General features: G+C 66.7%; 29 protein-coding genes. 14 read left to right on the forward strand and 15 right to left on the reverse strand.

The features are described from left to right. Positions 1–119: 119 nt before the first annotated feature. On the reverse strand, positions 120–908 hold the full coding sequence (locus ACYU8W_RS14200; protein ID WP_239702467.1) for a sugar phosphate isomerase/epimerase family protein: 789 nt from the start codon (positions 906–908) through the stop codon (positions 120–122). A 15-nt stretch (positions 909–923) separates the two neighbouring features. Next, positions 924–1,850 (reverse strand): Ppx/GppA family phosphatase, encoded by a 927-nt coding sequence (locus tag ACYU8W_RS14205; RefSeq protein WP_239702468.1) that lies wholly within the window; start codon positions 1,848–1,850, stop codon positions 924–926. Between the two features lie 33 nt (positions 1,851–1,883). Between ACYU8W_RS14205 and ACYU8W_RS14210 the strand changes: the two genes are divergently transcribed. Continuing rightward, positions 1,884–2,687 (forward strand): DUF3109 family protein, encoded by an 804-nt coding sequence (locus ACYU8W_RS14210; RefSeq protein WP_129625194.1) that lies wholly within the window; start codon positions 1,884–1,886, stop codon positions 2,685–2,687. 2 nt (positions 2,688–2,689) lie between these two features. Then, positions 2,690–3,382 (forward strand): class I SAM-dependent methyltransferase, encoded by a 693-nt coding sequence (locus ACYU8W_RS14215; RefSeq protein ID WP_499470061.1) that lies wholly within the window; start codon positions 2,690–2,692, stop codon positions 3,380–3,382. Between the two features lie 6 nt (positions 3,383–3,388). On the opposite strand, the gene ACYU8W_RS14220 is transcribed toward ACYU8W_RS14215, so the two are convergent. Continuing rightward, entirely contained in the window at positions 3,389–5,113 is a 1,725-nt protein-coding gene (locus ACYU8W_RS14220) for a potassium channel family protein (protein WP_499470063.1), read from the reverse strand. 21 nt (positions 5,114–5,134) lie between these two features. After that, positions 5,135–5,521 carry a DUF6394 family protein gene (locus ACYU8W_RS14225; RefSeq protein WP_499470065.1) on the reverse strand — a complete coding sequence of 129 codons (387 nt, stop codon included), beginning with the start codon at positions 5,519–5,521 and terminating at the stop codon, positions 5,135–5,137. A gap of 87 nt (positions 5,522–5,608) precedes the next feature. Here ACYU8W_RS14225 and radA point away from each other — a divergent pair, with 87 nt between their 5' ends. The 7 genes from radA to ACYU8W_RS14260 all read left to right on the forward strand — a co-directional run bounded on the left by radA (position 5,609) and on the right by ACYU8W_RS14260 (position 12,308). Further along, a complete protein-coding gene (gene radA / locus ACYU8W_RS14230; protein WP_499470067.1) occupies positions 5,609–7,033 on the forward strand; it encodes a DNA repair protein RadA in 1,425 nt (474 codons plus the stop codon). Positions 7,034–7,353: 320 nt separating this feature from the next. Then, positions 7,354–8,430, forward strand: a complete 1,077-nt coding sequence (gene disA, locus ACYU8W_RS14235; protein ID WP_129625189.1) for a DNA integrity scanning diadenylate cyclase DisA — start codon at positions 7,354–7,356, stop codon at positions 8,428–8,430. Positions 8,431–8,444: 14 nt separating this feature from the next. Continuing rightward, on the forward strand, positions 8,445–9,329 hold the full coding sequence (locus ACYU8W_RS14240; RefSeq protein ID WP_499470070.1) for an HhH-GPD family protein: 885 nt from the start codon (positions 8,445–8,447) through the stop codon (positions 9,327–9,329). Between the two features lie 34 nt (positions 9,330–9,363). After that, positions 9,364–10,173 carry an ABC transporter permease gene (locus tag ACYU8W_RS14245; protein ID WP_499470072.1) on the forward strand — a complete coding sequence of 270 codons (810 nt, stop codon included), beginning with the start codon at positions 9,364–9,366 and terminating at the stop codon, positions 10,171–10,173. After that, entirely contained in the window at positions 10,166–10,999 is an 834-nt protein-coding gene (locus ACYU8W_RS14250) for an ABC transporter permease (RefSeq protein ID WP_499470074.1), read from the forward strand. Before ACYU8W_RS14245 ends, ACYU8W_RS14250 begins: the two co-directional genes overlap by 8 nt. Continuing rightward, positions 10,996–11,955, forward strand: a complete 960-nt coding sequence (locus tag ACYU8W_RS14255; RefSeq protein WP_499470076.1) for an ABC transporter ATP-binding protein — start codon at positions 10,996–10,998, stop codon at positions 11,953–11,955. Before ACYU8W_RS14250 ends, ACYU8W_RS14255 begins: the two co-directional genes overlap by 4 nt. Beyond that, positions 11,952–12,308 (forward strand): MGMT family protein, encoded by a 357-nt coding sequence (locus tag ACYU8W_RS14260; RefSeq protein ID WP_499470078.1) that lies wholly within the window; start codon positions 11,952–11,954, stop codon positions 12,306–12,308. The genes ACYU8W_RS14255 and ACYU8W_RS14260 overlap by 4 nt, the downstream gene beginning before the upstream one ends. 45 nt (positions 12,309–12,353) lie before the next feature. Here ACYU8W_RS14260 and ACYU8W_RS14265 read toward each other — a convergent pair whose 3' ends face one another. From ACYU8W_RS14265 to ACYU8W_RS14280, 4 genes are all read right to left on the reverse strand, one after another. After that, complete coding sequence (locus ACYU8W_RS14265) at positions 12,354–12,698, reverse strand: type II toxin-antitoxin system PemK/MazF family toxin (protein ID WP_499470080.1); 345 nt, start codon at positions 12,696–12,698, stop codon at positions 12,354–12,356. Then, positions 12,691–12,918 carry a hypothetical protein gene (locus ACYU8W_RS14270; RefSeq protein WP_499470082.1) on the reverse strand — a complete coding sequence of 76 codons (228 nt, stop codon included), beginning with the start codon at positions 12,916–12,918 and terminating at the stop codon, positions 12,691–12,693. The genes ACYU8W_RS14265 and ACYU8W_RS14270 overlap by 8 nt, the downstream gene beginning before the upstream one ends. Positions 12,919–12,967: 49 nt before the next feature. After that, positions 12,968–13,474, reverse strand: coding sequence for an amino-acid N-acetyltransferase (locus tag ACYU8W_RS14275; protein WP_239702477.1), 507 nt, complete (start codon positions 13,472–13,474; stop codon positions 12,968–12,970). A gap of 111 nt (positions 13,475–13,585) precedes the next feature. Beyond that, positions 13,586–16,132: an ATP-dependent Clp protease ATP-binding subunit gene (locus ACYU8W_RS14280; RefSeq protein WP_499470084.1), complete on the reverse strand. Its 2,547-nt coding sequence runs from the start codon at positions 16,130–16,132 to the stop codon at positions 13,586–13,588. A 230-nt stretch (positions 16,133–16,362) separates the two neighbouring features. On the opposite strand from ACYU8W_RS14280, the gene ACYU8W_RS14285 reads away from it, so the two are divergent. Continuing rightward, a complete protein-coding gene (locus ACYU8W_RS14285) occupies positions 16,363–17,475 on the forward strand; it encodes a hypothetical protein (RefSeq protein ID WP_239702479.1) in 1,113 nt (370 codons plus the stop codon). Here ACYU8W_RS14285 and ACYU8W_RS14290 read toward each other — a convergent pair. Together ACYU8W_RS14290 and ku are read right to left on the reverse strand one after the other, a co-directional pair. Next, positions 17,456–17,965, reverse strand: coding sequence for an arsenate reductase/protein-tyrosine-phosphatase family protein (locus tag ACYU8W_RS14290; RefSeq protein ID WP_499470086.1), 510 nt, complete (start codon positions 17,963–17,965; stop codon positions 17,456–17,458). The two genes, ACYU8W_RS14285 and ACYU8W_RS14290, sit on opposite strands and share 20 nt — an antisense overlap. Positions 17,966–17,979: 14 nt before the next feature. After that, positions 17,980–18,774 (reverse strand): non-homologous end joining protein Ku, encoded by a 795-nt coding sequence (gene ku, locus ACYU8W_RS14295; protein WP_499470088.1) that lies wholly within the window; start codon positions 18,772–18,774, stop codon positions 17,980–17,982. Positions 18,775–18,790: 16 nt separating this feature from the next. Between ku and ACYU8W_RS14300 the strand changes: the two genes are divergently transcribed. Together ACYU8W_RS14300 and ligD are read left to right on the forward strand one after the other, a co-directional pair. Next, on the forward strand, positions 18,791–19,750 hold the full coding sequence (locus ACYU8W_RS14300) for an ATP-dependent DNA ligase (protein WP_499470090.1): 960 nt from the start codon (positions 18,791–18,793) through the stop codon (positions 19,748–19,750). Then, entirely contained in the window at positions 19,750–20,658 is a 909-nt protein-coding gene (ligD, locus tag ACYU8W_RS14305) for a non-homologous end-joining DNA ligase (RefSeq protein ID WP_239702482.1), read from the forward strand. The genes ACYU8W_RS14300 and ligD overlap by 1 nt, the downstream gene beginning before the upstream one ends. A gap of 4 nt (positions 20,659–20,662) precedes the next feature. Here ligD and ACYU8W_RS14310 read toward each other — a convergent pair whose 3' ends face one another. The 4 genes from ACYU8W_RS14310 to ACYU8W_RS14325 form a co-directional block, all read right to left on the reverse strand. Then, positions 20,663–20,986, reverse strand: coding sequence for a histone-like nucleoid-structuring protein Lsr2 (locus ACYU8W_RS14310; RefSeq protein WP_129625179.1), 324 nt, complete (start codon positions 20,984–20,986; stop codon positions 20,663–20,665). Positions 20,987–21,087: 101 nt separating this feature from the next. Beyond that, on the reverse strand, positions 21,088–21,249 hold the full coding sequence (locus tag ACYU8W_RS14315; RefSeq protein WP_168990178.1) for a hypothetical protein: 162 nt from the start codon (positions 21,247–21,249) through the stop codon (positions 21,088–21,090). A 73-nt stretch (positions 21,250–21,322) separates the two neighbouring features. After that, positions 21,323–22,204, reverse strand: coding sequence for a pantoate--beta-alanine ligase (gene panC / locus ACYU8W_RS14320; protein WP_499470093.1), 882 nt, complete (start codon positions 22,202–22,204; stop codon positions 21,323–21,325). Beyond that, positions 22,201–23,073 carry a Rossmann-like and DUF2520 domain-containing protein gene (locus tag ACYU8W_RS14325; RefSeq protein WP_499470095.1) on the reverse strand — a complete coding sequence of 291 codons (873 nt, stop codon included), beginning with the start codon at positions 23,071–23,073 and terminating at the stop codon, positions 22,201–22,203. Before ACYU8W_RS14325 ends, panC begins: the two co-directional genes overlap by 4 nt. A 54-nt stretch (positions 23,074–23,127) precedes the next feature. On the opposite strand from ACYU8W_RS14325, the gene ACYU8W_RS14330 reads away from it, so the two are divergent. Next, entirely contained in the window at positions 23,128–24,093 is a 966-nt protein-coding gene (locus tag ACYU8W_RS14330) for an SAM-dependent methyltransferase (RefSeq protein WP_499470097.1), read from the forward strand. On the opposite strand, the gene ACYU8W_RS14335 is transcribed toward ACYU8W_RS14330, so the two are convergent. Continuing rightward, entirely contained in the window at positions 24,068–25,006 is a 939-nt protein-coding gene (locus tag ACYU8W_RS14335; RefSeq protein WP_499470099.1) for a DUF8017 domain-containing protein, read from the reverse strand. The genes ACYU8W_RS14330 and ACYU8W_RS14335 overlap by 26 nt on opposite strands. 188 nt (positions 25,007–25,194) lie before the next feature. On the opposite strand from ACYU8W_RS14335, the gene ACYU8W_RS14340 reads away from it, so the two are divergent. Further along, the gene (locus ACYU8W_RS14340) at positions 25,195–26,298 is read left to right on the forward strand and encodes an NADH-quinone oxidoreductase subunit D (RefSeq protein WP_499470401.1); all 1,104 of its coding nucleotides are present in this window, start codon (positions 25,195–25,197) and stop codon (positions 26,296–26,298) included. Positions 26,299–26,358 lie beyond the last annotated feature (60 nt).

A 26,358-nucleotide genomic window follows, 5' to 3' on the forward strand; every position in this document is an offset into this window, starting at 1 on the left:
CGCGGTTCCGGTACGCCTCGAAGATCCCTTTCACGCATGCGAACCTAGCGCGGTTTGGTTACCGCCATGTTTCTGCGCGACATTCGTCTTGCCACAGTGGCGCAGGGCCCGGCGGGGGTTCAGCCCGCAGGCGCCGCCAGGTGCAATCGGGCGAAGGCGAGCGCCTCGGCGAGGTCGAGTTCGCGATCGTCGTCGGTGCGCTTGCGAGTGCCGACCTCCACCACGACGTCGCCGGAGAATCCTTGGGCGGCAATGAGTTCCAGCACTTCCGCGCAGGGCTGGCCACCGCGTCCGGGCACGAGGTGTTCGTCCTTGAAGGACCCGAGGCCGTCAGCGAGATGGATGTGGCGCAGCCGCTCGTCGAGGTCGTGCACCATCTGCACGGCGTCCGACCCGGCAGTCGCGGTGTGCGACAGGTCGAGTGTCACATGGCGGTAGGACTCGCCGACCGGATCCCAGTGCGGCAGGTAGGCCTGCATCTCACGCCCACGGGCCCGCCAGGGGAACATGTTCTCCACCGCGATCGCGATGCCGGTCTCGTCCTCCCGCTGCGCGATGCCCTCGACGAACTCCGCGGCGTACTCCTTCTGCCACCGGAACGGCGGGTGCACGACGACCACCTCGGCGCCGACCTCCTGGGCCAGCTTCACCGAGTTGTCGACCTTGCCCCAGGGATCGGTGCCCCACACCCGCTGGGTGAGCAGCAACGTCGGAGCATGGATCGAGACGACCGGTAGTCCGTAGTGGTCGATGAGGCGCTTCAGTGCACCCGACTCCTGGCTGATCGGGTCGGTCCAGACCATGATCTCGATGCCGTCGTACCCGAGCCGGTCGGCGAGATCGAACGCACCGACGACCCCCAGCGGGTAGACCGACGAGGTCGACAACGCCACGCGAGAGTCCGGCACGTCAACGACCCCCACTCAGTCGTCCAACCAGTCCAGCCGACGCAGGATCACGCCCTCGCGCATCGCCCACGGGCACAACTCGAGTTCGGCGATGTCGAGCAGGTCCATCACGGCCTCGATGACCATGGCACCGGCAAGCACCTGGTGGGAGCGGCTCTCGGAGACACCGGGCAGCGAAGTTCGCTGTGCCGCAGTCATCGTCGACAACTTGGGCACCATCGTGCGCAGGTCATCGCGCGAGAGCGTGCGGCGGACGTACGGCCCCTCGTCCGAGGGCGCGGCGCCACACATGCGAGCCAGCGAGCGAATCGTCTTGCTGGTGCCGATGACCCGGTCGGGCAGACCGGCCTTGGTCAGCGGACGGATCTCGCGGGCGATGTCGGACCGGATCTGCTTGCGCAGCACCTTGAGTTCGGCGGCCGAGGGCGGGTCGCCGTGCATCGTGCGGGTCAGGCGTCCGGCGCCGAGCAGCAGACTCATGGCGACGTCGGGCTCCTCGTCCGTACCGGTGACCAGTTCGAGTGAGCCGCCGCCGATGTCGACCACGAGCAGGCGCCCGGCCGACCAGCCGAACCAGCGACGTACCGCCAGGAAGGTCAGGCGGGCTTCGTCCTCACCCGGCATCACCTGGATGTCGAGACCCGAACGCGAGCGCACCTGCTCGATCACGTAATCGCCGTTCGGCGCCTCACGGATCGCGCTCGTGGCGAACGGGAGGAGTTCCTCGATGCCGTGGTCGTCGGCGATCGCCTGGCACTCCCCGATGAACGTGACCAGTTCATCGATGCCCGCGTCGGCGATGTGTCCGCTGTCGTCGGTGTACTCCGACAGCCGCAGTTCGCGCTTGTGGGAGAACGCCGGCAACGGACGTGCGCCCTGGTGAGCGTCGACCACGAGAAGGTGCACGGTGTTCGATCCGACGTCGATCACACCCAGGCGCATGAGGCGAGGTTATCGGTAAGGGAGAATGCGCCGGTGACCGAGACACCCCTTCGTGCCCCGCGGGTCTGGGCCGAGTTCGACAACCCGGACGACGCGACCGAACGGTTCCGGGTCGACCTGACCTGGCTCACCTCGTCCTACATGTGCATCTTCGGCCAGGGCTGCCAGGGCATCTACGAGGACCGCCCGGACGACGGGTGCTGCACGCTCGGCGCCCACTTCAGCGACAAGGACGACCTGAAGAACGTCAAGCAGGCCGCGAAGAACCTCGGTCCGGACGAATGGCAGTACTACGACGAGGGCCGCTCCAAGAAGGGCTGGACGCAGAAGGAGGACGGCGCCACCAAGACCCGCGTGGTCGACGGCGCATGCATCTTCCTCAACCGGCCGGGCTTCCCCGCCGGCGCCGGATGCGCGCTCCATCAGCACGCGATGGCCGAAGGTATCGAGCCGCACACGATCAAGCCGGACGTCTGCTGGCAGCTGCCGATTCGGCGCGACTTCCGCACCGTCACGCACAACGACGAGTCGACGTACACCGAGGTGACGATCACCGAGTACGACCGTCGCGGCTGGGGTCCGGGTGGACACGACCTCGACTGGTACTGCTCGGCCAACCCCGAGGCGCACGTCGGCAAGAACCCGTTGTACGTCTCGAATGCCGGAGAGCTGAAACATCTGATGGGCGAGGCCGGGTATGCAGAACTGGTTCGGCGATGCGAGGCCCACCTGGCCGCGGTTGCGGTCGCGCGTCGTCCGGGCAACCGCAAGATGCTGCCCCTGCTCGTCCATCCTGCAACTCTCGCCGCGGAGAAGCAGAATCGTCGGAAGATCTGAACTTGCCTGATTATCAAGCGATTCCGTCACCGAACATCTGGGACCACCCCGACATCTACGAGATCGAGAACCGCGGGGTCGATCCCGACGGGCTGATCTGGGACGCGATGCGTTCGGTGCGTTCCTTCGACGGTGCCCGGGTGCTCGACGTCGGCTGCGGCACCGGCTTCCACCTGCCCGAGCTGGCCCGCACGGCAGAGTCCGTGATCGGGGTCGAGCCGCACGAACCGTTGGTGCGCACCGCGCAGGCACGGGTGCGCGGCATCCGGAATGTCGACGTCCGGCTCGGTGGGGCGGAGATGCTGCCGGTCGAGGAGCACTCGGTCGACGTGATGCACAACCGGTGGGCGTACTTCTTCGGCGGCGGCTGCGAGCCGGGGCTGGAAGAGCTCGACCGCGTCATGGCGCCGGACGGTGTCGCGTTCGTCGTCGACAACGACGCGTCCCGCTCGACCTTCGGGCGGTGGTTCCGCGAGGCGTGGCCGACCTACGACCTGGTGTCGGTCGAGCGGTTCTGGGAGCGTCAGGGTTGGTCGAACATCCCGGTGATGATGCGCTGGAAGTTCGAGACCCGCGCGGATTTCGAGGCGGTCGTAGGCATCGAGTTCGACAGGCACCACGCCGAGCAGATCCTTGCCTCGCACGAAGGCGCCGAGGTCGACTACGCGGTCTGGGTGCGCTGGAAAAGGTACTGACCGGCGTCAAGAACGCCGGCTGCGCAGGGCCCGCCAGACCCAGGTGGAGGGCACCTGGTTGCCGGTGACGATGTACTCCAGGGCAGCGGTGTGGAACAGGGTCTCCCGGATGTCTGCTATCCCGCGCCCGGTGCCGGCCAGCAGCACTTGATCATCCAGTTCCAACTGCGTGTCCGAAGCGGGAGCGATGATCTGACGTCCGCCGCGGACGATCATCAGCACCACCAGTTGGAGCGGGTCCTCCCGCGCCTGCGGGTGACGCAGCAGATCCCCGACGGTCAGTTGGCCGTCATGGAGCCAGGCGACGACCGCAGGCGCGTGCGCCCGGTCGAGGACGATGACGTCCCGTTCCGGAGCACGGCGTCCGCACCGTTCCACCAGTTCATCGCGCACCGACCGGGCGAACGCGTCGTCCTGCTGCAGCACCTGTTCGACGTACTGCCAGAAGACCGGGGTGAGTACGCGCGCAAGCACCTCCCGGGCGACGAGCTCGGTGGAGATGTAGACCGAGTCGATCTGCATGGCACTCATCAACGGGCGGTAGGCGTTGGTGCGCTGCCGCACGCACAGATAGACATCGGAGTTGGCGCCGAGCACCTGCTCGGCGAGCGCGAGGTTGGTCAGGTCGTTCGCGGAGGCGGCGACGAACCCGGCGACGTCGTCCAGGTCGGGCAGCGGATCGCTCTCACCGATGTGCTCCACCTCCAGCCCTGCACCACGCAGATCCTTGGTGACCATCTCCCCGAAGGAACAGTCGCCCGCCACTACCCACGTCCCGAGGTCAAGGTCGCGGGTCGGCTCGGGCAGGTTCTCCTCGTCGTTGTCCATCAACCACTGGATCAGCTGGTGGGTCACCGGCTGATGCAATTGCAGCGCCAGGTAGCCGCCGTAGCGGTCGTCGGGGTTGATGACGGCCGTCGGGGCGAACTCCTCGATGCGTGCCTGAATAGTCTTGTCGACACACCGGGCGATGACCGGCAGATCCGGACGCAGCAGCGATCCGCTCATCACGACCGCGAGGTTGGATTCGTCGTCGTCGGTCAGCGCGAGCACCGCGTCGCACAATCGGTGCCCTAGCCCGGCCAGGCCGAGCACGGACGGTTCCTTGCCGTCGCCGTTGAAGGCGGGGACGTCGGCGTGCAACTCGTCGGTCCAGACACGCTCCACCCGATCCTGGTCCTGCTCCACGACGACGAACCGGCGCCGCCGCTTGTCGAGTTCGTGCCCGACCGCCTGACCGGCCGCCCCGTAACCGACCACTACGGCGAACGGCTCACGCATTCCTTGCACCTTGCGCCGGAAGCGCTGCGTGCCGAGGGCTTGTTGGAACGCGCTGTCCTGCATGATCGAGAAGATGACGCCGATCGTGTAGGCCCAGCACAGCACCAACATGAAGATGCATGCGGTCATCCACATCCGCTGCGCATAGGTGAACGGGTGCGGCGCCTCCGTAAATCCGACAGTGGTGACGGTCATCGTCATCTGATAGAAGGCGTCGAACATCGTGAAGTGGTAGGGCTTGCCGTCCGCGGTACGACCGGGGATGAGAGTCATCCCGATCATCGCGACGGTGAACGTGAAAATCAGGACCACGAACGGCGCCCGCATCCGCCGCAGCAGCAGGAAGACTGCGTCCGTGCGCGGTACGCCGGTCGGGATCGGCACGACCTTGCGCCGGCCCATGGGCACCGTGCGGGTGCGCAGATTCAGCAGATGCAGCAGGTTGACCAAGGTGAACTCGTGCCTGCTCGGTCAGTGGCGACGGTAGGAGACGGTCTCTGCCACCAGCAACGTGACCGACACGATGTTGGCCAGCAGCGCACCACCGGACAGCGACACCATGCTGGAGGTCGCGTGCGCGTCGAGTCCGTTGGCGGAGACCTGGGTCGCCCACACCCAGACCGTCGCTGCCCCGATGAGCTGCAGCAGCGCCACCAGACTGGTGGCCAGGTGGACGGCACCGACCTGGGTGCGGTCACCGAACTTCAGCACGGTCGCGACGAGGTTCACGGCGATCGCCAAGAACAACTCGTAGACGTTGTGCACGTTCGGGTCGGCGATGTCGCCGAGGAAGAAGCCGAAATTGAGTGTGGCCGCCAACAGGACGAAGAATCCGAAGACCACCTTTTCGAGGTTCACCCAAGCAGCGTAGGCCCCACACCAGGTGAGGTCGGCCACTTAGGACGTCCGAAGTTGCTGTCGTACCCGTCTCGTACGGTTACCAACATGGCAGCGAAGAAGGGCTCGGCACCGGCGTACAGGTGCACCGAATGCGGGTGGACGGCGATCAAGTGGGTGGGCCGGTGCGGTGAATGTCAGGCCTGGGGCACGGTCGTCGAGGCGGGCACGGTCAAGCCGCGGACGGCTCCGGCGCGCACCGTCGAGCGGCCGGCTCTGCCGATCGCCGACGTCGATGCGAGCCTGGCCGAGGCTGCCCCGACCGGCGTGGGTGAGTTCGACCGGGTGCTCGGTGGCGGGCTCGTTCCGGGTGCTGTGGTTCTCGTCGCCGGCGAGCCGGGCATCGGCAAGTCCACGCTGCTGCTCGACGTCGCGGGGCGGGCGGCGCGCGGCGGTCGTGAGGTGTTGTACGTCAGCGGGGAAGAGTCCGCGGCTCAGGTGCGACTGCGCGGCGAGCGCATCGAGGCCATGGCCGACACCCTCTACCTCGCATCCGAGACCGACCTGTCCACCGTGCTCGCGCAGATCGAGCAGGTACAGCCGACCTTCCTGATCATCGACTCGGTGCAGACCATCGCGTCCGCCGACATCGAGGGCGCGCCCGGCAATGTCAGCCAGATACGTGAGGTCGCGACCAGCATCATCCAGGTGGCGAAGGAGAGAAACATCGCCACGCTGCTGGTCGGCCACGTCACCAAGGACGGTTCGATCGCCGGTCCGCGGATGCTCGAACACCTCGTCGACGTCGTCGTTCAGTTCGAGGGCGAGCGCCACTCGCGCCTGCGCATGGTGCGGGCTGTGAAGAACCGCTACGGCCCCACGGACGAGGTGGGTTGCTTCGATCTGTCCGATGTCGGAATTGTCGGCCTGCCCGACCCGTCCGGGTTGTTCCTGACCCGCACCGCGAATCCCGCACCGGGCACCTGCATCACGGTGACGCTCGAAGGACGCCGCCCCTTGGTCACCGAGGTGCAGGCGCTGCTGGCGAAGTCGGAGCAGGGTGGCTCGCCGCGGCGCACCACCAGCGGGGTCGATTCCTCGCGCGTGGCGATGATCCTCGCCGTCCTCGACCGGCACTGCCAGGTGCCCACCCGCAACTCCGAGTGTTATGTCTCGACCGTCGGCGGCGTGCGCCTGGCCGAGCCGGCCGCCGATCTTGCGCTTGCTCTCGCGATGGCCAGTTCGCTGGCCGACGCGCCGTTCACCAAGGGCACGGTCGCGCTCGGAGAGGTCGGACTGGCGGGCGATGTGCGCGCGGTCCAGGGGGTGCCGCGCCGGTTGGCCGAAGCGGCGCGCATCGGTTTCCAGCGGGCGATCATCCCCAAGGGCTCCCTCGGCGAGGAGAAAGCACCCAACGGGATGGACGTGCGCGAGGTGGCCGATCTGGCGTCCGCAGTTCGCCTGCTCAACCTGGCGACCGTCACCGAACTGCGCCCCCGCGAAGCAGCACCCGGACGGTCGCGGGCCACCTGAGCCGTCTGAGGCAGAAACTGACCGCCAATGAGGTAGTTGCCCGATGTGGGGCATTACCTCAGACGAAGGAGACGCTCGCGTTCGAGTTGTCCACCCGGGCCGGCGACGCCGCGATGGGAGCCCGTGGTCCGGCCGACGCTGCACGCCACTACGAGGACGCGCTCGCCCACCTGGCCGAACATCCGGAGCCTGTCGACCGACCCGTTCGGCATCGAGAGGCCGCAGCGATCGCTCGGCGAGACGGGTTGGTCTGACCGCTCAGGTCGGCCGGAACCGGCGTGCATCCGCGAGATCCCACCTGTGTCACCTAGTCTGTGCGGGTGGAGCGCACACCCGAAGAGATCCTGCACGACACCCTCGCGCTCGTCGCCCCGGGCACCGTTCTGCGTGAAGCGTTGGAGCGCATCCTGCGCGGGCGCACGGGCGCGCTGATCGTGCTCGGCAACGACCCGGTCGTGGAGCAGATCAGCACCGGCGGATTCCCGATGGACATCGAACTCACCGCCACCCGACTGCGTGAACTGGCCAAAATGGACGGCGCGATCGTCGTCGACGGCGATGTCAGCCGAATCGTCCGCGCAGCAACGCAATTGGTGCCGGACGCCTCCATCGAGACGTCGGAGTCGGGCACCCGTCACCGTACCGCCGAGCGCGTGGCCAAGCAGACCGGTTACCCGGTCGTCTCGGTCAGCCAGTCGATGCACATCTGCGCCTTGTACGTCGGCAACCTGCGTCACGTCATCGAGGACTCCACTGCGATCCTGTCCCGCGCCAACCAGGCATTGCAGACCCTGGAGCGTTACAAGGAGCGGCTGGACGAGGTCGCCGGCACCCTCAGCGCCCTGGAGATCGAAGACCTGGTCACCATCCGCGATGTCGCGAGCGTCGTGCAGCGGATGGAGATGGTCCGCCGCATCAGCGAGGAGATCGCCGAGTACGTGATCGAACTCGGCGTCGACGGGCGCCTCATGGCACTCCAGTTGGATGAACTCGTCACCGGCCTCGGCGACGACCGCACGCTCGTCGTGCGCGACTACGTCGAGTCGGCCAAGGAACCGCTGTCCGTCGACCAGGCTCTCGACCGCCTCGGCGCGCTGTCCTCGTCAGACCTGCTCGACCTGTCGGCGGGCGCACGGGCGATGGGCTTCTCTGTCAGCGGAGACTCCCTCGACAGCGCGGTCAGCCCCCGCGGATACCGCCTGCTCAGCCGCATCCCACGCCTGCCCGGTGCGATCGTGGAGCGCCTCATCGACCACTTCGGTTCGCTGCAGGCCCTGCTCGCCGCCGACTTCGACGATCTGATGGCCGTCGACGGCGTCGGTGAGAGCCGGGCCCGCGCAGTGCGCGAGGGGATGTCGCGTCTCGCCGAGAGCAGCATCCTCGAGCGTTACGTCTGACCCAACCGAAACCGTTGAGCATCGACGATCTCGGCGAGATCCACTGTCGGATCATCGAGTGGTACCGCCGCGAGCAACGTGAGCTGCCCTGGCGCAACGCCGACTGCTCGGCCTGGGGCGTGCTGCTGTCGGAAGTGATGTCGCAGCAGACTCCGGTCGCCCGTGTCGCTCCGATTTGGCTCGAGTGGATGGAGCGCTGGCCGACCCCCGCCGATCTCGCCACGGCACCTCCAGGCGAGGCCGTCCGGCACTGGGGACGCCTGGGCTACCCACGACGCGCGCTGCGCCTGCACGAAGCAGCCACCGCCATCGCGCGCGATCATGACAATGTCGTGCCGTCCGATCCCGTTGTGCTGCAATCACTTCCGGGTATCGGCACCTACACGGCGGCAGCCGTGGCCGCGTTCGCCTACGGCGTCCGAACCGTTGTCGTCGACACGAACATCCGCCGGGTCGAAGCGCGTCTGTTCACCGGAGACGCCCTTGCCGCACCGACCCTGACCGCCGCCGAGTCCCGGTTGGCCGCAGCGGTCCTGCCGGCCGACGACGAGGACGCCGCCGTCTGGAACGTCGCGTCGATGGAACTCGGTGCCGTCGTCTGTACCGCCAAGAATCCGACCTGTGGTTCGTGCCCGGTGCTCGACCTGTGTGCCTGGCAACGGGCGGGCGCGCCACCGTACGACGGCCCGGCACGCAAGGGTCAGAAGTGGGCGGGCACCGACCGCCAGGTGCGCGGCAAGTTGCTGCAGACCCTGCGCGATGCGCACGGTCCGGTTTCCCGCGGCACGCTCGACCTGGTGTGGAGCGATGCAGCACAACGGGATCGCTGCCTCGCTGGGCTCATCGAGGACGGCCTGATCGAACCGCTCGACGGAGAGCAGTTCGCGCTACCGACCTGACAAGCGAACCAGGGACGCGTAGGGTCTTGCATTTGTGTCTTCCCTCCCCTGGCTGCCGTACTGGCGCCTGTTCGTGGCAGGGATCAGACAGCAGGCAACCTACCGGCTGGCCATGGTCGGTGGACTCATCGCAAACGCCACCTTCGGCTTCCTGAAGACCGCCATCCTGTCGGCGACGGTCGTCGCCGGCGGCGGGACGGTCGGCGGTTACGACGGCGCCATGATGGCGACCTACGTCTGGGTCGGCCAAGGGATGCTGGGCTCGTTGAACCTCAACGGACGACTGGACCTGGCCGATCGGATCAATACCGGCGACATCACCACCGACTTCCTGCGTCCGCTCGACGTGCAGACGGCGACGATCGCGACCGAGGTCGGCAAGGCGGTCTATGCGCTGCTTCCGCGCGGCGTTCCCAGCCTTCTTATCGGAGCGCTGTTCGTAGGCCTCGGCACACCCGAGTCGCCGTGGAGCTGGGTGCTGGGGCTCGTCAGCCTCGCACTCGGCATGGTCGTGTCGCAGACCACCGTCTACGTCCTCACGACCGCCGGCTTCTGGCTGGTCGAACTACGCGGACTGCAGACGATGTACATGATGCTCTCGGGCTTCCTCGCCGGACTCTTCGTGCCGGTCACGCTCTTCCCCGACTGGTTGGCGACGATCGCGCACGCGACCCCGTTCCCGTCGATGATGCAGTACCCGATCGACGTGTTCACCGAGCACAGCGGCATGACCGGCAGCATGGAACGCGTTGCCGCACAGTGCTTCTGGCTGGCCCTCACTTGGCTGGCCGGTTGGTGGCTCACACGTCTTGGTCGGCAGCGCCTGGAGGTGCAAGGTGGCTGACCAACTTGCGACGCCCAAGATTCTCCCGTCAAGAACCGCGCCGTACCGAGCCGTGCTCGCCTCCCGCGTCCGCAGCCAGCGCTCGTACCGCTCGAACTTCGCACTCGACCTCGCCTCGTCCGCACTGATCGGAGTCATCGAACTCGCCGAGATCTGGGTGCTCTTCCACGCGGTCGTGGTGCTCGGTGGTTACTCGTTCACCGAGATTCTGCTCGTCTACGGCATCGGCGACCTGGCCTTCTCGATCGCCGATCTGGTCTTCGGTCACTGCGACAACCTGCCGACCTACCTGCGCGCCGGCACGCTCGACGTGTTCTACCTGCGTCCGCAGCCGATCCTGCTGCAGCTGATCACCAGCGACATCTCGCTCAGACGGATGGCCCGAGCGGGCGTCGCGATCACCTGCATCGTCGCCGCTGTATGGGCCGGCGATATCCACTGGACTCCGGCGAAAGTCGTGCTGCTCGGCCTCAGCATCGTGTGTGGCACGGCGATCTTCGCCGGACAGTTCATCGTCGCGGCAGGCCTGCAGTTCTTCCTGATCAACGGGGCCGAGGCCACCAACGCGTTCGTCTACGGCGGCCGGTACGCGTCCACCCAGGTGGCGTCCGTTTGGTCCCAGCCGCTCAAGGTGTTGTTCGGGTTCTTCTTCCCGATGGCGTTCGCCGCGTTCATCCCGTCGCTCTGGATCCTGGACAAGGTCGGCCCGACGATGTTCCCGTCGTGGTTGGCGTGGTGCACACCGATCGCGGCACTGTGGACCTGGCTGGCCGCGATGGTCACCTGGCGTTGGGGACTTCGGCACTACCAAGGAGGCGGCGGATGACCGCGATCATCGAGACCCGCGGGCTCACCCGAGAGTTCAAACGGCGCGCGAAAGGTCTGAAGCACACGAGCCTCACCGCGGTCGACCACCTCGACCTGCAGATCGACGCCGGTGAGTCGGTCGGCTACATCGGCGCGAACGGGGCCGGGAAGTCGACCACGATCAAGATGCTCGTCGGCATTCTCGTGCCCACCTCCGGCACGGTGCGTACCTGCGGCCTCGACCCGCTCGCGCAGCGGCGTGATCTGGCCCGCCGGGTGGGCGTCGTCTTCGGGCAGCGGTCCCAGTTGTGGTGGGACCTGCCGGTGAAGGAGTCGTTCTCGATCCTCGCGGCGATCCACCGGCTGTCGGACGCCGCGGCGAAAGCACGACGAGACGAGCTGATCGACCACCTCGACATGAGCGAGTTCCTCGACACCCCTGTCCGCCAACTCTCCCTCGGCCAACGGATGCGTGCCGAGGTCGCGGCGGCGCTGCTGCACTCCCCCGAGTTGGTGATCCTGGACGAGCCGACGATCGGTCTCGACGTGCTGTCCAAGCAGCGGCTGCGCGACTTCCTGATCGCCGAGCGCGCCCAGAACGGCACCACGCTGCTGCTCACAACCCACGACATGGGCGACATTGAGCGACTGTGCGACCGCGTCCTTGTCGTCGACCACGGAAAGCTGGCGTACGACGGCACCCTGCCGGGACTGTCGGCGCGGGTGGGTGCGCAACGCGTCCTCGTGCTCGACCTGGCGGACGCCGGTCCGGACCTCCTCGACATCCCGAACACCCAACACATGGGCAGTGAGGCGGACGGCATGCGCCAGCGACTCGCGTTCGACCCCGCCGCCACGACCGCGGCCGCCCTGCTGGCCGCCGTCGGTGAACGGGCGCAGGTGCGCGACCTGACCATCGAGGAACCCGACATCGAGGACGTGGTGCGGCGTATCTACCTGGCGCAGCGGACATGAACGAGCAGCTACGGGAGCAGGTGTACGCCGTCGTCCGTCTCGTTCCACCCGGACGCGTGATCAGCTATGGCGACATCGCAGAACTCTTCGGCATCAATCCGCGACTGGTCGGACGCCTCATGTCGATCAGTGAGCCGGCCGACGAGTTGCCGTGGTGGCGCGTGACCAACTCCTACGGTGACCCGCCCAAGCGCCTGCTGGACGAAGTGGTCCCGCGCTGGGCGGAAGAGGGAATCACCTTCAAACCCAATGGCATCGGATGCCGTATCAAGGAGTACCGCGCCGACCTGCCAGCACTCGCGGACGATGCCGAGCGTCTCCTCGGTCCGATGCCCGGACTCCGGGACGACTGACCGATCAGCTCGCTCGGGAGCACACGGCGTCGGTTATGCGAATGCTCAGGGCAAGGCCAGGAAGTCGCGCAGCCAGCCGTCGACCTCTCGCATCGTGGCGGAGTCGACCACTCCGATCCGGGCGACCAGTCGATCCCGAGTCACTGTGCGGGGCTGTTCGGTCATCGCGAAGGTCGGCTTCGACAGACCGACCTTCGCACCGCGGAGCAAGATGTGGTTGGGCCAGCCGCGATCTACGGTCGTCGCAGGAACGATGATCGCGAGCGTGTCGGCTTGCTCGAGGTACAGATCGCCCGCGATCACCAGCGCCGGGCGGCGGACGGACTGCTCGCGCCCGCGCACCGGGTCGAGTTCAGCCCACACGACGGATCCGCGATGCAGATCATTCACCGGGCCGCCCGTCCGGCAGCGTCATGTCCCAAGACCTGAAGTCATCCCAGTAGGACGCGTCGGCGCCACGGACAGCGCGGCCGAAGGCCTCCATGCGCTGACGCCGTTCGTACCCGTCGAGCAACCCCTCGATCAATCCGGCTGCGGTCACTCCACGTTCGCGCGCATCACGATTGATCCGATCGCGAAGTTCGGCACTCACCTTGATCGTCGTGCTCATACGCCGATCATACGGCGGCGGATACCAATCGGTATACCTCGAAGAGGACTCAGAAGGTGAGCAGCATTCTGGTGTTTCCCAGGGTGTTCGGCTTCACCCGGTCGAGGTCGAGGAACTCGGCCACACCCTCGTCGTAGGACTGCAGCAATTCGGCATACACAGCCGGCTCCACCGGCGCGCCCTCGATCTCCACGAACCCGTGCCGCCCGAAGAACTCGGTCTCGAAGGTCAGACAGAAGACCCGCTCGACTTCCAACTGCCTCGCCCGGTCGAGGAGTTCGCGGACGATGCGGCTGCCGACCCCGTGCCCCTTCGCGCTGCGGTCGACCGCGAGCGTGCGGATCTCGGCGACGTCGTCCCACATCACGTGCAGCGCACCGCAGCCCACGATGACCCCGTCGATCTCCGCGACCAGGAACTCCTGCAGCGACTCGTAGTACGACACCGCCGGCTTGGGGACGATCGCGCGGGAATCGACGTACGGCGACGTGACCTCCCGGATGCGGCGGACGTCCGTCGCGCGGGCCGGCCGGACGAGAACCTGCGTTTCACTCACCCGCCCAACGCTAATACCCACACCGGACTCACGCGGACGCGTCCGCGCACAAGACATGCGAAGGGGCGCCCACCCGAAACCGGATGAGCGCCCCCTCGAAACGAACCGACCTTATTCGCCCTTGCCCAGGTCGATGCCGTCGGCGATAGCCGCTGTCTCGGCCTCGAGGGTGTCGGGTGCGGTGGCCCGCGGCGAACCCTTGAAGGTGAACGTGTCGTCCTTGCCCTCGCCGGTGGCGTCGACCAGGACGATCTGGCCCGCGCCGAGGTCGCCGTAGAGCAACTTCTCGGACAGCTGGTCCTCGATCTCGCGCTGGATCGTGCGACGCAGCGGACGGGCACCGAGCGCCGGGTCGTAGCCCCGCTTGGCCAGCAGCGCCTTGGCGACGGGGGTGAGCTCGATCGCCATGTCCTTGTCCTTCAGACGCTCGTCCAGACGAGCGACCATCAGGTCGACGATCTCGACGATCTCGTCCTGCGACAACTGCGGGAAGACGATGGTGTCGTCCACACGGTTGAGGAACTCGGGGCGGAAGTGCTGCTTGAGTTCCTCGTTGACCTTCGCGCGCATCTTGTCGTAGCCGGTGGCGGTGTCGTTGCCGGACGCGAAGCCCAGCGAGACGCCCTTGGCGATGTCACGCGTACCCAGGTTGGTGGTCATGATGATGATCGTGTTCTTGAAGTCGACGACCCTGCCCTGGGAGTCGGTCAGGCGACCGTCCTCCAGGATCTGCAACAGCGAGTTGAAGATGTCGGGGTGGGCCTTCTCGACCTCGTCGAAGAGCACAACCGAGAACGGCTTGCGGCGCACCTTCTCGGTGAGCTGACCGCCCTCTTCGTAACCGACGTAACCGGGAGGCGAACCGAACAGGCGCGACACGGTGTGCTTCTCGGAGAACTCCGACATGTCGAGCGTGATCAGCGCGTCCTCGTCGCCGAACAGGAACTCGGCGAGGGCCTTGGCCAGCTCGGTCTTACCCACGCCGGTCGGGCCGGCGAAGATGAACGAACCGCCCGGACGACGCGGGTCCTTCAGGCCGGCACGGGTGCGGCGGATGGCCTGGGAGAGCGCCTTGACCGCGTCGTTGTTACCGACGATGCGCTTGTGCAGCTCCTCCTCCATCCGCAACAGACGAGCCGACTCCTCCTCGGTGAGCTGGAACACCGGGATACCGGTGGACGCAGCGAGCACCTCGGCGATCAGTTCCTCGTCGACCTCGGCCACGAGGTCCTGGTCGCCGGACTTCCAGGCCTTCTCACGCTCGGTCTTGGCGTCGATGAGCTTCTTCTCGTCGTCGCGCAGGGACGCGGCCTTCTCGAAGTCCTGGCCGTCGATGGCCGACTCCTTCTCGCGGCGCACGTGCGCGATCTTCTCGTCGAACTCGCGCAGGTCGGCCGGGGCCGTCATGCGACGGATCCGCAGGCGCGCGCCCGCCTCGTCGATGAGGTCGATCGCCTTGTCCGGCAGGTGCCGGTCGTTGACGTATCGGTCGGCCAGGTTGACCGCCGACACCAGCGCGGCGTCGATGATCGTGACGCGGTGGTGCGCCTCGTACCGGTCGCGCAGACCCTTGAGGATCTCGATCGCGTGCGGGATGGACGGTTCCTGCACCTGGATCGGCTGGAAGCGGCGCTCCAGCGCGGCGTCCTTCTCGATGTGCTTGCGGTACTCGTCGAGCGTCGTCGCGCCGATCGTCTGCAGCTCACCGCGAGCCAGCATCGGCTTCAGGATGGATGCGGCATCGATCGCGCCCTCGGCGGCACCCGCACCGACGAGGGTGTGGATCTCGTCGATGAACAGGATGATGTCGCCGCGGGTGCGGATCTCCTTGAGCACCTTCTTCAGGCGCTCCTCGAAGTCGCCGCGGTAGCGCGAACCGGCCACCAGCGAACCGAGGTCGAGGGTGTACAGCTGCTTGTCCTTCAGCGTCTCGGGGACGTCGCCGCGGACGATGTCTGCGGCGAGGCCCTCGACGACGGCGGTCTTGCCGACGCCGGGCTCACCGATGAGCACCGGGTTGTTCTTGGTACGGCGGGACAGCACCTGCATGACCCGCTCGATCTCCTTCTCGCGCCCGATGACCGGGTCGAGCTTGCCCTCGTGGGCAGCCTGCGTGAGGTTACGACCGAACTGGTCGAGCACCAGCGAACCGGCCGGCTGACCGGCCTCGGGGCCGCCCTGGCCGACGCCTGCGCCGGCCTTCTCGCCCTTCTCACCGTTGTTGAAACCGGAGACGAGCTGGATGACCTGCTGGCGCACGCGCGGCAGGTCGGCACCCATCTTCACCAGCACCTGGGCGGCAACACCCTCGCCCTCGCGGATGAGGCCGAGCAGGATGTGCTCGGTGCCGATGTAGGAGTGGTTCAGCTGCAGACCCTCACGCAACGACAGCTCCAGCACCTTCTTGGCGCGCGGAGTGAACGGGATGTGTCCCGACTGCGGCTGGTTGGAGGGGCCGATGATCTCCTGGACCTGTTCGCGCACGGCCTCCAGGGAGATACCGAGCTGCTCCAGGGCCTTGGCGGCGACTCCTTCGCCCTCGTGGATGAGGCCGAGCAGGATGTGCTCGGTCCCGATGTAGTTGTGGTTGAGCATGCGCGCCTCTTCTTGCGCAAGCACGACAACCCGGCGGGCACGGTCGGTGAACCGTTCAAACATCGTCTTCTCCCTCGGCTGCTTCTTCGCTCGATGCTAGTCGTCACCCCGGACGCCGGTGGAGCCCCTGCGGACACCGGTGGAGATTCGGGGTGGCGAACTCTGCCGGTGACAACGCGAGCCCCGCCGCCTCTGTTCCGAGATCCGTCCACCGAATGCCGATCACGCGTTACGCCCAGGGCTCAATCGTCGCGCAATCGGTGCGCCCGTGACCTGCCCATAGGATCGGGGACATGGCCAGCTTCGTCGTCGATGCGTTCGGCACGGCGGTGTCCGTGAAGTGCCATGCCAGTGATCTCGATCGCCTTCGGCAGCAGTGGTCACGCTGCCTCACCGAACCGGTCGACAAGCCGAAGCAGATCGAGCGAGTCGAACACAGCGGCGGCGAGCTCGTCGATACGGCCGACTACGCGCTGTCTTCCGCCGTCACACTCGCCGCGATCAACGCACAAGCCGGGGAACGCCTCATGTTTCACGCCTGCGGCCTGGCCGATCCAGAGTCCCGCGACGTCGCGGTCCTCGTGGCCGCGTCCGGCACCGGGAAGACGACGGCCTCCGTACGGCTGAGCCAGGTCGGACTCGGCTACGTCAGCGACGAGACGATCGCGGTCGACGACGACCTGAGTGTTCGCGCCTATCCCAAGCCGGTGTCGGTGGTCATCGATCCGGCGCACCCCACGCAGAAGTCGCAACACGGTCCGGACGAGTTGGGCATGGCTCCGGCGCCGGAAGGACACCTCGGGCTGGGTGCCGTCGTGCTGCTGACGCGGCGCCGTGACGAACATGTCGCCCCGACGCTGACCCGAATCGACCTGATCGACGGCTTGGTCGACCTGCTCCCCCAGACCTCCGCCCTGCCGCGCATCACGCACCCACTGCGCACTCTCGCCTCCGCCGTCGCGCGAGTCGGCGGACCGCTGCGGCTGGAGTACTCGGAGATCGAGGAGTCCGTCGAACTGTTGCGTGAAGCGCTCGGCTCGACCGCACCCGAGGTCGAGTTCGTGCATCTGCCACCGACCGCGGAGTTGTTCACCGACGAGACGGTGGCCGCGCAACCGGTGACCGACCCACGGGTCGTCCAGCGCAGCCCGTATCTGGACGCCGTCGAAGCGGACGGGCGCGTCATGTTGTTGCTGGGCACTCAGAGTGTGGTGCTTGACGGCGTCGGTGCGCTGCTGTGGCAGCACGCCGAACAGCCGACCCGGATCGAGGATCTTCTGCAGCGATGCCGCGAGGAGTTCGGACCGCACCCGGACGACACACAGATCGTCAACTCGTCGGTCGAACAGTTGATCAGCCATTCGGTGCTGCGCGAATGCGACGAAGTCACCCCTCCAGGGCGATGACCACCTGCCGGACGTGCTGAGCGAGGACCTCGGCCGCCAGTGCCGCGGCTTCGTCACCTTGGCGATACGGGTCGGCGATGTCCTTGACTCCCCGCGGAATCGGCTGTGCCAGAGCCGCTTTGACGATCTGGTCACCGCGCAGCGCCGGCTGCTCCGCAGCAACCGCGGTGAAGTGGGTGAGAAGGGTCGTACGACGCAGGGCAACCGGTGCCTCGTCCACGACCCACAGCCGGTGCCGAGACTCCATGCACAGCAGCAGATCAGCCTCGCGCACCATGGCAGCGGTGAGTTGGCGTCCGGCGAAACCTTCCGACGTCCCTCCCCGGGCCGACAGTTGGTCGGCCATCGGTCGATCCATCGGCTCGCCGTGGAGCGCCTGGATGCCGGCGGACGCGTACTCGACCGAGCCGTCGGACAGCAATCGGGCCAGTCGTTCGGCGAAAGAGGAACGACAGACGTTCCCGGTGCACACGAAAAGCACCTTGGGCACTGGGCAGGCTCCGTTCAGCTGGCCTCGCCGCGCGATTTCTTGGCGCGATCCACGCTCTGCTGCAACGCGGCAAGAAGGTCGATGACTTCGCCCTCGGATTCTGCCGCAGCGGCCGGCTTCTTAACCTCACCGCCCTTGAGCTTCGCCTTCACGACCTCCTTGACCGCCTGCTCGTAGTCGTCGGAATACTCGTCGGGCTCGTAATCGCCAGCGAGTGACTCGACCAGCATGTGAGCCATCTCGAGCTCAGGCTTCTTGATCTTCGTGTCGTCGTCGTCGAGCACCCCGAACTCGGGCTTGCGCACCTCGTCCGGCCACAACATCGTCTGTAGCACGATCACGTCGTCGCGGACCCGCAACAGCGCCACGGTGGAACGGGTACGCAGCGAAACCGTCACCAGGGCAACGCGATCGGTCTGTTCGAGTGCCTCACGCAGCAGCACGTACGGCTTCACCGCGCTCTTGTCGGGCTCCAGGTAGTACGACTTGTCGAGCACCAGCGGGTCGATCTGCTCGGCAGGAACGAACTTGTCGACCGCGATCTCCTTGCTGGTGCTGATCGGCAGGTCGGCGAGATCGTCGTCGTCGAGCACCACCATCTCGCCGGAGTCGGTCTCGTAGCCCTTGGCGATGTCGTCGTACGAGACCTGCTCGCCGTCGATCGAACACACCCGCTGGTACTTGATCCGGCCGCCGTCGGTGCGGTGCACCTGACGGAACTGGACATCATGGTTCTCGGTGGCCGAGTACAACCGCACCGGCACATTGACAAGGCCGAAGGAGACCGCGCCCTTCCAGATCGCTCGCATCCGTCAAGATTGCCCCATGCGCCCCATGCTCGCCACCCCCGCCGAGGTCCTTCCTCGCGGCGACGAGTGGCGACATGAGATCAAGTGGGACGGGATGCGCGCCCTGATCGACGTACGTGATCACCGCGTCCGCGTCTTCAGCCGCACCGAACGGGACGTCACGATCGCCTTTCCCGAGTTGGCATCGCCCGCCTCGGGGCTCGCTGACTTCGAGGATCTGCTTCTCGACGCCGAGATCGTCGTCATGCGAGCGGGCCGGCCCTCGTTCGCGGCGCTCGCCGAGCGGTTCAATGTCGTCGACCCGAACACCGCCGACGAATTGGCCTCGACCGCGCCCGTCACCGCCATGGTCTTCGACGTGCTGCGCGTGATGAGGAGCCCGGTCACGGGCCGAACCTGGCGGGAACGACGCGACCTGCTCGACTCCATCGCCCCGACGTCGAAGTGGGTGTCGGTGCCGCCCGAGTTCGCCGACGGCGAGGCCCTGTTGGACGCCACCGCCGACCAGGACATGGAGGGCATCGTCTCCAAACGGGTCGGCTCGAAATACTCCCCCGGCCTGCGCAGCGACGACTGGCGCAAGACGGTGCACCGGCGCACCGGTAGTTACGTGATCGTCGGGTGGCGGCGTCAACAGGCCGGGTCTGTTCTCGGATCGGTGCTGCTCGCCGAGCCCACCGAGGTCGGGCTCGCCTATCGCGGACGCGTCGGCTCCGGCCTGGCCGGTCGCAAGGGGGTGACGCTCGCCCACGACCTGCTCCCGCTGCGTCGCGGGACTCCGCCGGTGGTCACCGGTGTGCCGGACGTCGACGCGCGCGATGCGATCTGGGTCGAGCCGCACCTTGTTGCGGATGTCGAGTTCCACGGCCTTTCCGACGCCGGCCGCTTGCGGCAGCCCGCCTGGCGCGGCTTGCGCTCGGATCTGACCGTGGCCGACCTGCAGCTTCGTGCGGCTTCCCCGAACGGAGACGAATGATGGCACCGGAGAAACAGACCGTCACGGTCGAGGTGGACGGCCGCAAACTCGGCCTGTCGAATCTGGACAAAGTGCTGTTTCCGGCGACCGAAACGACAAAAGGTGAGGTGTTGCACTATTACGCCACCGTCGCCCCGGTGTTGTTGCCGCAACTCGAGCACCGGCCGTTGACCCGGATCAGATTTCCCGAGGGCGTGGGTGGGATCAGCTTTTTCGAAAAGAATCTGCCCCAAGGTGCACCGGACTGGCTGGGGCGGGTGACCATCGACTCGCGTGGTTCGCGCGGCGGAGATCAGGTGACTTACCCGCTGGTGGAAGATGTGGCCGGGCTCACTTATCTGGCCAATCTGGCCTCCATCGAGTTGCACGTGCCGCAGTGGCGGGTCGACGAAAACCTCACCCCCAAGAATCCGGACCGCCTGGTCATCGATCTCGACCCCGGCGCGCCGGCCGGTCTGCACGAATGCGCCGTTCTCGCCCTGGCTGTCCGCGAACGACTGACCGACCTCGGACATGACACCAGTGTTCCGGTCACCTCGGGCAGCAAAGGCCTGCAGTTGTACGCGCCTTTGGATGGTTCCCGTTCGAGCGACGAGGTGCGCGATTCGATGCGCGAGGTGGCGCAGGCGCTCACCAAGGACATGCCCGATCTCGTGGTGTGGAAGATGACGACCAATCTGCGCAAGGGCAAGATCCTGCTGGACTGGTCGCAGAATGTCGCCGCCAAGACGACGGTCTGCCCGTACTCGATGCGCGCGAAGGAGCGTCCCACGGTGGCCGCGCCACGCACGTGGGACGAACTGGAACGAGAAACGCAGCACCCGGGGGTGCTGCGTCAACTCGATTTCGAGGATGTGCTCGAGCGCCTCGACCGCGACGGCGATCTGATGGATGCGATCGAACACTGACCATTCAGTTGTTGGCGGCTGCGTAAGCTTCCTGCACCTCGCGCGAAACACGACCGCGCTCGCTGACCTGGAAACCGTTCGCACGACCCCATTCACGAACCTTGTTCAGGTCGTCCTTCACACCGGCAGGGCGTGCACTGCGCGAGGCGCGACCCTTGACCCGACGTGCATTTCCGACCCATTTCGCGAGGTCATCGCGCAACTGGGCCGCATTCGACTGCGAAAGGTCGATCTCGTAGACGACTCCGTCGAGTCCGAACGACACGGTCTCGTCGGCGTCCGCGCCATCGAGGTCGTCGATGAGTTTGATCTGAACCCGCTGCGCCATCATTTCCTCCATCTGATCGGTCTTCCAGAATTACGGAGGCCAATTTAGTCACGAATCACCGCAGAAAGAAACTCCGGCCAAAAAATGGGATGCGGTGGTTCTCAGGAATGATCCGACGGCGGCGGACCGACCTGCTGATCGCGCTCCCACTGAGCCTGCGCAATTCGCTCGCGGCGATCGCCCTCGAGGATGTGCTTCATGATGACGTAGAACAGATAGAGCAGCCCGATGGACGGCAGGAGGGTTGCGATGTAGGGCCACACGATCACCAAGGATAGAACGCCGTTCGGCGCACCCCTTCACGCGGCATGACCGACACCCTCACCGAGCGGCCGGTCAGTCGGCGTATTCGACCACCGGGCGCGCACCGCCGCCGGGGCCGACGACCAGGGGCAGATTGTCGATCAGCCGGGTCGTGCCGACCTTCGCCGCGACCGCGAGCAGGGCGGGACCGCGGTACCACTCGGGCACCTCTTCCAGCGTCGTCGGGTGCACCAGCACCAAGTAGTCGACGATCGCCAGCGGTTCGCGCACCAGCACGTCGCGGGCCGCGCGACGGATCGCGGCCGGTCCGGTCTGCGCCATGTCGGCACCGGCCTTCAACGCAGCAGAAAGGCTGAGAGCCACCTCTCGATCGGACGGTGACAGATAGGTGTTGCGGCTGCTGAGTGCGAGACCGTCGTCCTCCCGCACCGTCTCGACGGGAACGATCTCGACCGGGAAGTCGAGATCGCGCACCATGCGCCGGATCAGCAGCAGCTGCTGCGCGTCCTTCTGGCCGAAGAACGCCTTGTCCGGCCGCACCAGGTGCAGCAGTTTCGCCACGACGGTCAGCACTCCGTCGAAGTGCCCCGGACGCGACGCACCTTCCAGCACAGAACCCAGTGGTCCGGCCGAGACCCGGATTCCCGGCTCCCCCTCGGGGTAGACGACGTCCGGACTCGGAGCGAAGACGATCGCCGCACCGTGTTCACGGCAGATCTCCACGTCGGACTCGAACGTGCGCGGGTACCGCGACAGGTCCTCCCCCTGAGCGAACTGCAGCGGGTTGAGGAAGATCGTGACGATCACATGATCCACCCTGGAGCGCGCCTGCTCGATGAGTTCGGCGTGACCGCTGTGCAGCGCACCCATGGTCATCGTCACCCCGACGGTGCCGGTCAGCTCGCGGCGAGCGTTCGCCAGCTCCTCGCGGGTGCGCGCGATCGTCAGGGTCATCGGTTCTCCTTGGAAAGCAGGTCGGTCATCGGGTCTACTTTTTCGGCCGGCAGGACGCGTCGCGTCGCCGCCCGCTGCGTCGTTGCCAGAGCCATCGCACGATAGGCCATCAGCGCGTCGTCCGTCAGTACGCCGAGATGGGCACGCACTGTTTGAAGGTCACCGCGGGCCACCGGCCCGGTGAGTGCCTTGTCGCCCCGCTCCAGCGCGTTGTCCAGGCTCGCCTCGAGCAACGGGCGCAGGATGCGCGACGGATCGTCGATACCCACCTCCCGCAAGACCTGCTGAGCCTGGGCGACGAGCGTGACCAAGTGGTTCGAGCCGTGGGCGAGGGCCGCGTGATAGCGCGGCCGATCGACCTCGGCGAGATAGAACGGATCGCCCCCGATGTCGACGACCAGTGCCTCGCCGATCAACTGCGCCCCCGGCGATGCCGTGACCGCGAAGGGCGTGCCGGCCAGGCGGGGCAGGTCCTTCGGCCCACCGGTGAACGTCATCGCGGGGTGCATCGCGACGACGTCCCCGCCGGCGTCGAGCACCGCCTGCAGAACCGAGGGGCCGTGAAATCCACTGGTGTGGACGACCAGTTTCCCACCGGCCCAGGCATTTTCGGCTCCCAATCCGTCCGCGAGTGGGCCGAGCGCGTCGTCCGGAACAGTCATCAGGATCACGTCCGCGCAGGCGACCACCTCGGGGATCGGGACGATCGGCACGCCGGGAAGCATGGCCCCAGCCCGTTCGAGGGAGGCCTCACTGACCGCCGAGGCAGCGACGATCCGGTGGCCGGATGCGGCGAGCGCAGCCCCGAGAACAGCACCGACCTTGCCGACGCCGACGAGTCCGATGCGCAGGGCAGGGGGCGAATTCATCACCTGCACGACGTTACCTGTGGGCCGACCCGACCCACCTCGTACGCTGCGCTGGTGCCGAATCCACCGACCACGCGCCCGCTGCGCCAGGCGTGGCACGAGGCGCTGTACGGGGCTGACGGGTTCTACCGGCAACCCGGCGGACCGGCGGCCCACTTCAGCACCTCGGCGCAGGGCCTGCCCGGGGTGGATGAACTCCTCGCCGAGTGCATCATCGCGATCGCCGAAGAGCACCGGCTGGATCACGTGGTCGAAATCGGCTGTGGCAGAGGTGAACTGCTGGCTTTGATTGCTCAGCGGTCGCAGCGCCTTCAGCTGACGGGTGTGGACGTCGTCGATCGTCCGGCCGGACTGCCTGCGTCCGTGGAGTGGGTCCGTTCGCCCGGCGGCGAAGGCCTCCCGGACGAACTGACCGATCTGAGGTCGACATTGGTGCTGGCGCACGAATGGCTGGACGTCGTGCCATGCGAGATCGCCGTGACCACGTGCGACGGCCTTCGCGTTCTGGAGGTCGCGCCCGACGGTGGGTCGCGTCCGGGCCGAGAACTCAGCGACCGGGAGCGTGAGTGGTGCGAACAGCACTGGCCCGACGCGCAAGCAGCCGAGATCGGCACCACGCGCGACGACGCCTACTGCGAACTGCGATCACGGATCGCCGACGGACTGCTGATCTGCGTCGACTACGGGCACACGATCGAGGACCGGCCGACGGACTCGACCTTCATCGGCTACCGGGCCGGCGCCATCTGCGAGCCCCGCTTCGACGGGTCCACCGACCTCACCGCGCACGTGTCGATGGACTCGCTCGGTGTACCGGAACTGTTGCAGCAGAAGGACATCGCCGCGCGATACCTCGTCACTCCCGATCGTCCCGATCATGAGCTCGCGCGCATCGATCCGACGAAGTACCTGTTGATGCTGCGCCGACGCTCCGCCTACGCGTCGTTCACCGAGCCTGCAGGACTGGGCGCGTTCTACTGGTCGCTGGAGCGGGTCACTTCTTCGGACGCAACGAGTTGATGATGTCGAGGATGTCCTGGTCGGACATCTTCTCCTTGGTGTCCATGTCACGTGAGATCAACAGCATCACCGATACCCCGCTACCGGAGAAGGCGACGACCCGGGCCTCGGCCTTCTTCCCCTCGCACCTCTTCGCTTCGGGGTTCGCGACGTCCATCGTCATCAGCGACTCGATCGCAGGCGTCTTCCCGCCGTTCACGGTGATCTGACGCGTTCGGGCCGGGCTGTACTTCAGGTACTTCTTCGTCTTCTTGTCGTACGTGATTAGCTTCGCGACGTTCTCGATGACGGACGGGGCGGCTTCCGCCGGGTCGCGGGTGCCGATGTTCACGAAGCCGATGAATCCGGTGGTGGCGGCCTTCGCCGTCGGACAGTGACCCTTGCCGTACTCGGACGGCGCGCTGGCGACCACGCCCTTGTCCTCCTTGTTGTCGGCGAGCCAGCCCTGCAGGTCACCGGGGTGCTGCGGTGGTTCCCACTCGTCGTTGTCCGGAACGTCATAGGCGGCGTTCGACTTCGAGGTGCCGGCGACGATCTTCCAACCCGGCTTCAGTGCCGGTCCGTACTGCTCGGCGCGAACCTGCTGCAGATCGACAGTCGGCGAACTCGACGTGGTGGTGCTCGTCGTCGACGCCGATGTGGTCGTGGTCTGTGTCGTCGTGGTGGCGGTGGTCGTCGGCGAAGCCCCGCCCTGGACCTGCTCGTCGTCACCGCCGGTCAACGCCCAGATGCCGACTCCACCGAGCGCGAGCGCAGCGATGACGCCTGCGGCGATGAGCGCGTTGCGCCCACCGGTGCCTGCTCCACCCGAACTCCGAAGCGTCGGGTCGGTGTCCTGCAGGTACCGCTGGTAGTAGCGGTCCTGCGACGGCGGCGGCGTGTGCGGCCCCTGGTCCCCCATCTGATCGTTCACGCCGCCCACGGTACCTTCCGCCACCCTCAGCGAGGCGGCTTGCACGCCGCGCCCGGGTGGGATGAACTGGCCCCATGCCCTCCCGCTCCGACGACGAACGCTTTGCGGGCAACCGGTCGGACACAGGACCACAAAATTCTCCGTCGGTGACCGCGACGGTGGGCGGCACCGGTTTCTCCACCACCGACATGGTGCTCAATATCGGTCCGCAGCACCCCGCGACGCACGGCGTCCTTCGTCTGCGACTCACCCTCGACGGCGAGCTGATCAAGCACGCCGAACCGGTCATCGGCTACATGCACCGCGGCGCGGAGAAGTTGTTCGAGGTGCGCGACTACCGGCAGATCATGGTGCTGGCGAATCGACACGACTGGCTGTCGGCGTTCAGCAACGAGATCGGTGTCGCCCTCACGGTCGAGCGGATGCTGGGCATGGACGTGCCCCAACGGGCCACCTGGACGCGCACTCTGCTGGCCGAACTCAATCGCGTACTGAATCACCTGATGTTCGCCGGCTCCTACCCACTCGAGCTCGGTGCGATCACCCCGATCTTCTACAGCTTCCGCGAGCGCGAGGAGTTGCAGGCCGTCATGGAGGAGATCTCCGGCGGACGGATGCACTACATGTTCTCCCGCGTCGGTGGCCTGCGCGACGACCTGCCGGCCGGCTGGTTGCAGCGGGTGGACGCGGCGCTCGAGGCCGTCCGTCGTCGCCTGCCCGAACTCGAATCGCTGCTGATCGGCAACGAGATCCTGCGCGCCCGCACGCGTGGGGTCGGCGTGCTGTCGACTCGCACCGCGAAGGCGTACGGAGTCAGCGGACCGATCGCACGAGCCAGCGGGCTCGACGTCGATCTGCGTCGCGACCAGCCCTACCTTGCCTACGGCGAATTATTCGGGCCCGGCGGCCCCGGACGCGTGGTGACCCGCACCGCCGGCGACTGCGAGGCACGCCTGGAAGTGCTCCTGGAGCAGATCCATGTCAGCCTCGACCTGGCCGAAGCCTGCGTGGACCGGTTGCGCTCGATGCCGGCCGGACCGGTCAACGTCAAGCTGCCGAAGGTGCTGAAGGTGCCCGAGGGCACCGACTACTTCGCGACCGAGAACCCGTTGGGGTTCAACGGCTACTACCTCGTCTCCCGCGGTGACAAGACGCCATGGCGCCTGAAGCTCCGGTCGGCATCGTTCAACAATGTGGCCGTCCTGAGTGAAGTGCTCGAGGAGACCCTGGTCGCCGACATGGTCGCGATCCTGGGGTCGATGTTCTTCGTCGTCGGCGACATCGACCGCTGACACCGATCTCATTGCCGCGCAACCCATCTCCCCCGCACGGGGGAACGAAGATCGCTCCGA

Source organism: Yimella radicis, from assembly GCF_054778255.1.

Coding starts and splice junctions, on each gene's coding strand:
- ACYU8W_RS14205 (WP_239702468.1), bottom strand. CDS start 1,850: ATGCGCCTGGGTGTGATCGACGTCGGATCGAACACCGTGCACCTTCTC.
- radA (WP_499470067.1), top strand. CDS start 5,609: ATGGCAGCGAAGAAGGGCTCGGCACCGGCGTACAGGTGCACCGAATGC.
- ACYU8W_RS14255 (WP_499470076.1), top strand. CDS start 10,996: ATGACCGCGATCATCGAGACCCGCGGGCTCACCCGAGAGTTCAAACGG.
- ACYU8W_RS14260 (WP_499470078.1), top strand. CDS start 11,952: ATGAACGAGCAGCTACGGGAGCAGGTGTACGCCGTCGTCCGTCTCGTT.
- ACYU8W_RS14270 (WP_499470082.1), bottom strand. CDS start 12,918: ATGAGCACGACGATCAAGGTGAGTGCCGAACTTCGCGATCGGATCAAT.
- ACYU8W_RS14280 (WP_499470084.1), bottom strand. CDS start 16,132: ATGTTTGAACGGTTCACCGACCGTGCCCGCCGGGTTGTCGTGCTTGCG.
- ACYU8W_RS14285 (WP_239702479.1), top strand. CDS start 16,363: ATGGCCAGCTTCGTCGTCGATGCGTTCGGCACGGCGGTGTCCGTGAAG.
- ku (WP_499470088.1), bottom strand. CDS start 18,774: ATGCGAGCGATCTGGAAGGGCGCGGTCTCCTTCGGCCTTGTCAATGTG.
- ACYU8W_RS14300 (WP_499470090.1), top strand. CDS start 18,791: ATGCGCCCCATGCTCGCCACCCCCGCCGAGGTCCTTCCTCGCGGCGAC.
- ligD (WP_239702482.1), top strand. CDS start 19,750: ATGGCACCGGAGAAACAGACCGTCACGGTCGAGGTGGACGGCCGCAAA.
- ACYU8W_RS14310 (WP_129625179.1), bottom strand. CDS start 20,986: ATGGCGCAGCGGGTTCAGATCAAACTCATCGACGACCTCGATGGCGCG.
- panC (WP_499470093.1), bottom strand. CDS start 22,204: ATGACCCTGACGATCGCGCGCACCCGCGAGGAGCTGGCGAACGCTCGC.
- ACYU8W_RS14325 (WP_499470095.1), bottom strand. CDS start 23,073: ATGAATTCGCCCCCTGCCCTGCGCATCGGACTCGTCGGCGTCGGCAAG.
- ACYU8W_RS14340 (WP_499470401.1), top strand. CDS start 25,195: ATGGTGCTCAATATCGGTCCGCAGCACCCCGCGACGCACGGCGTCCTT.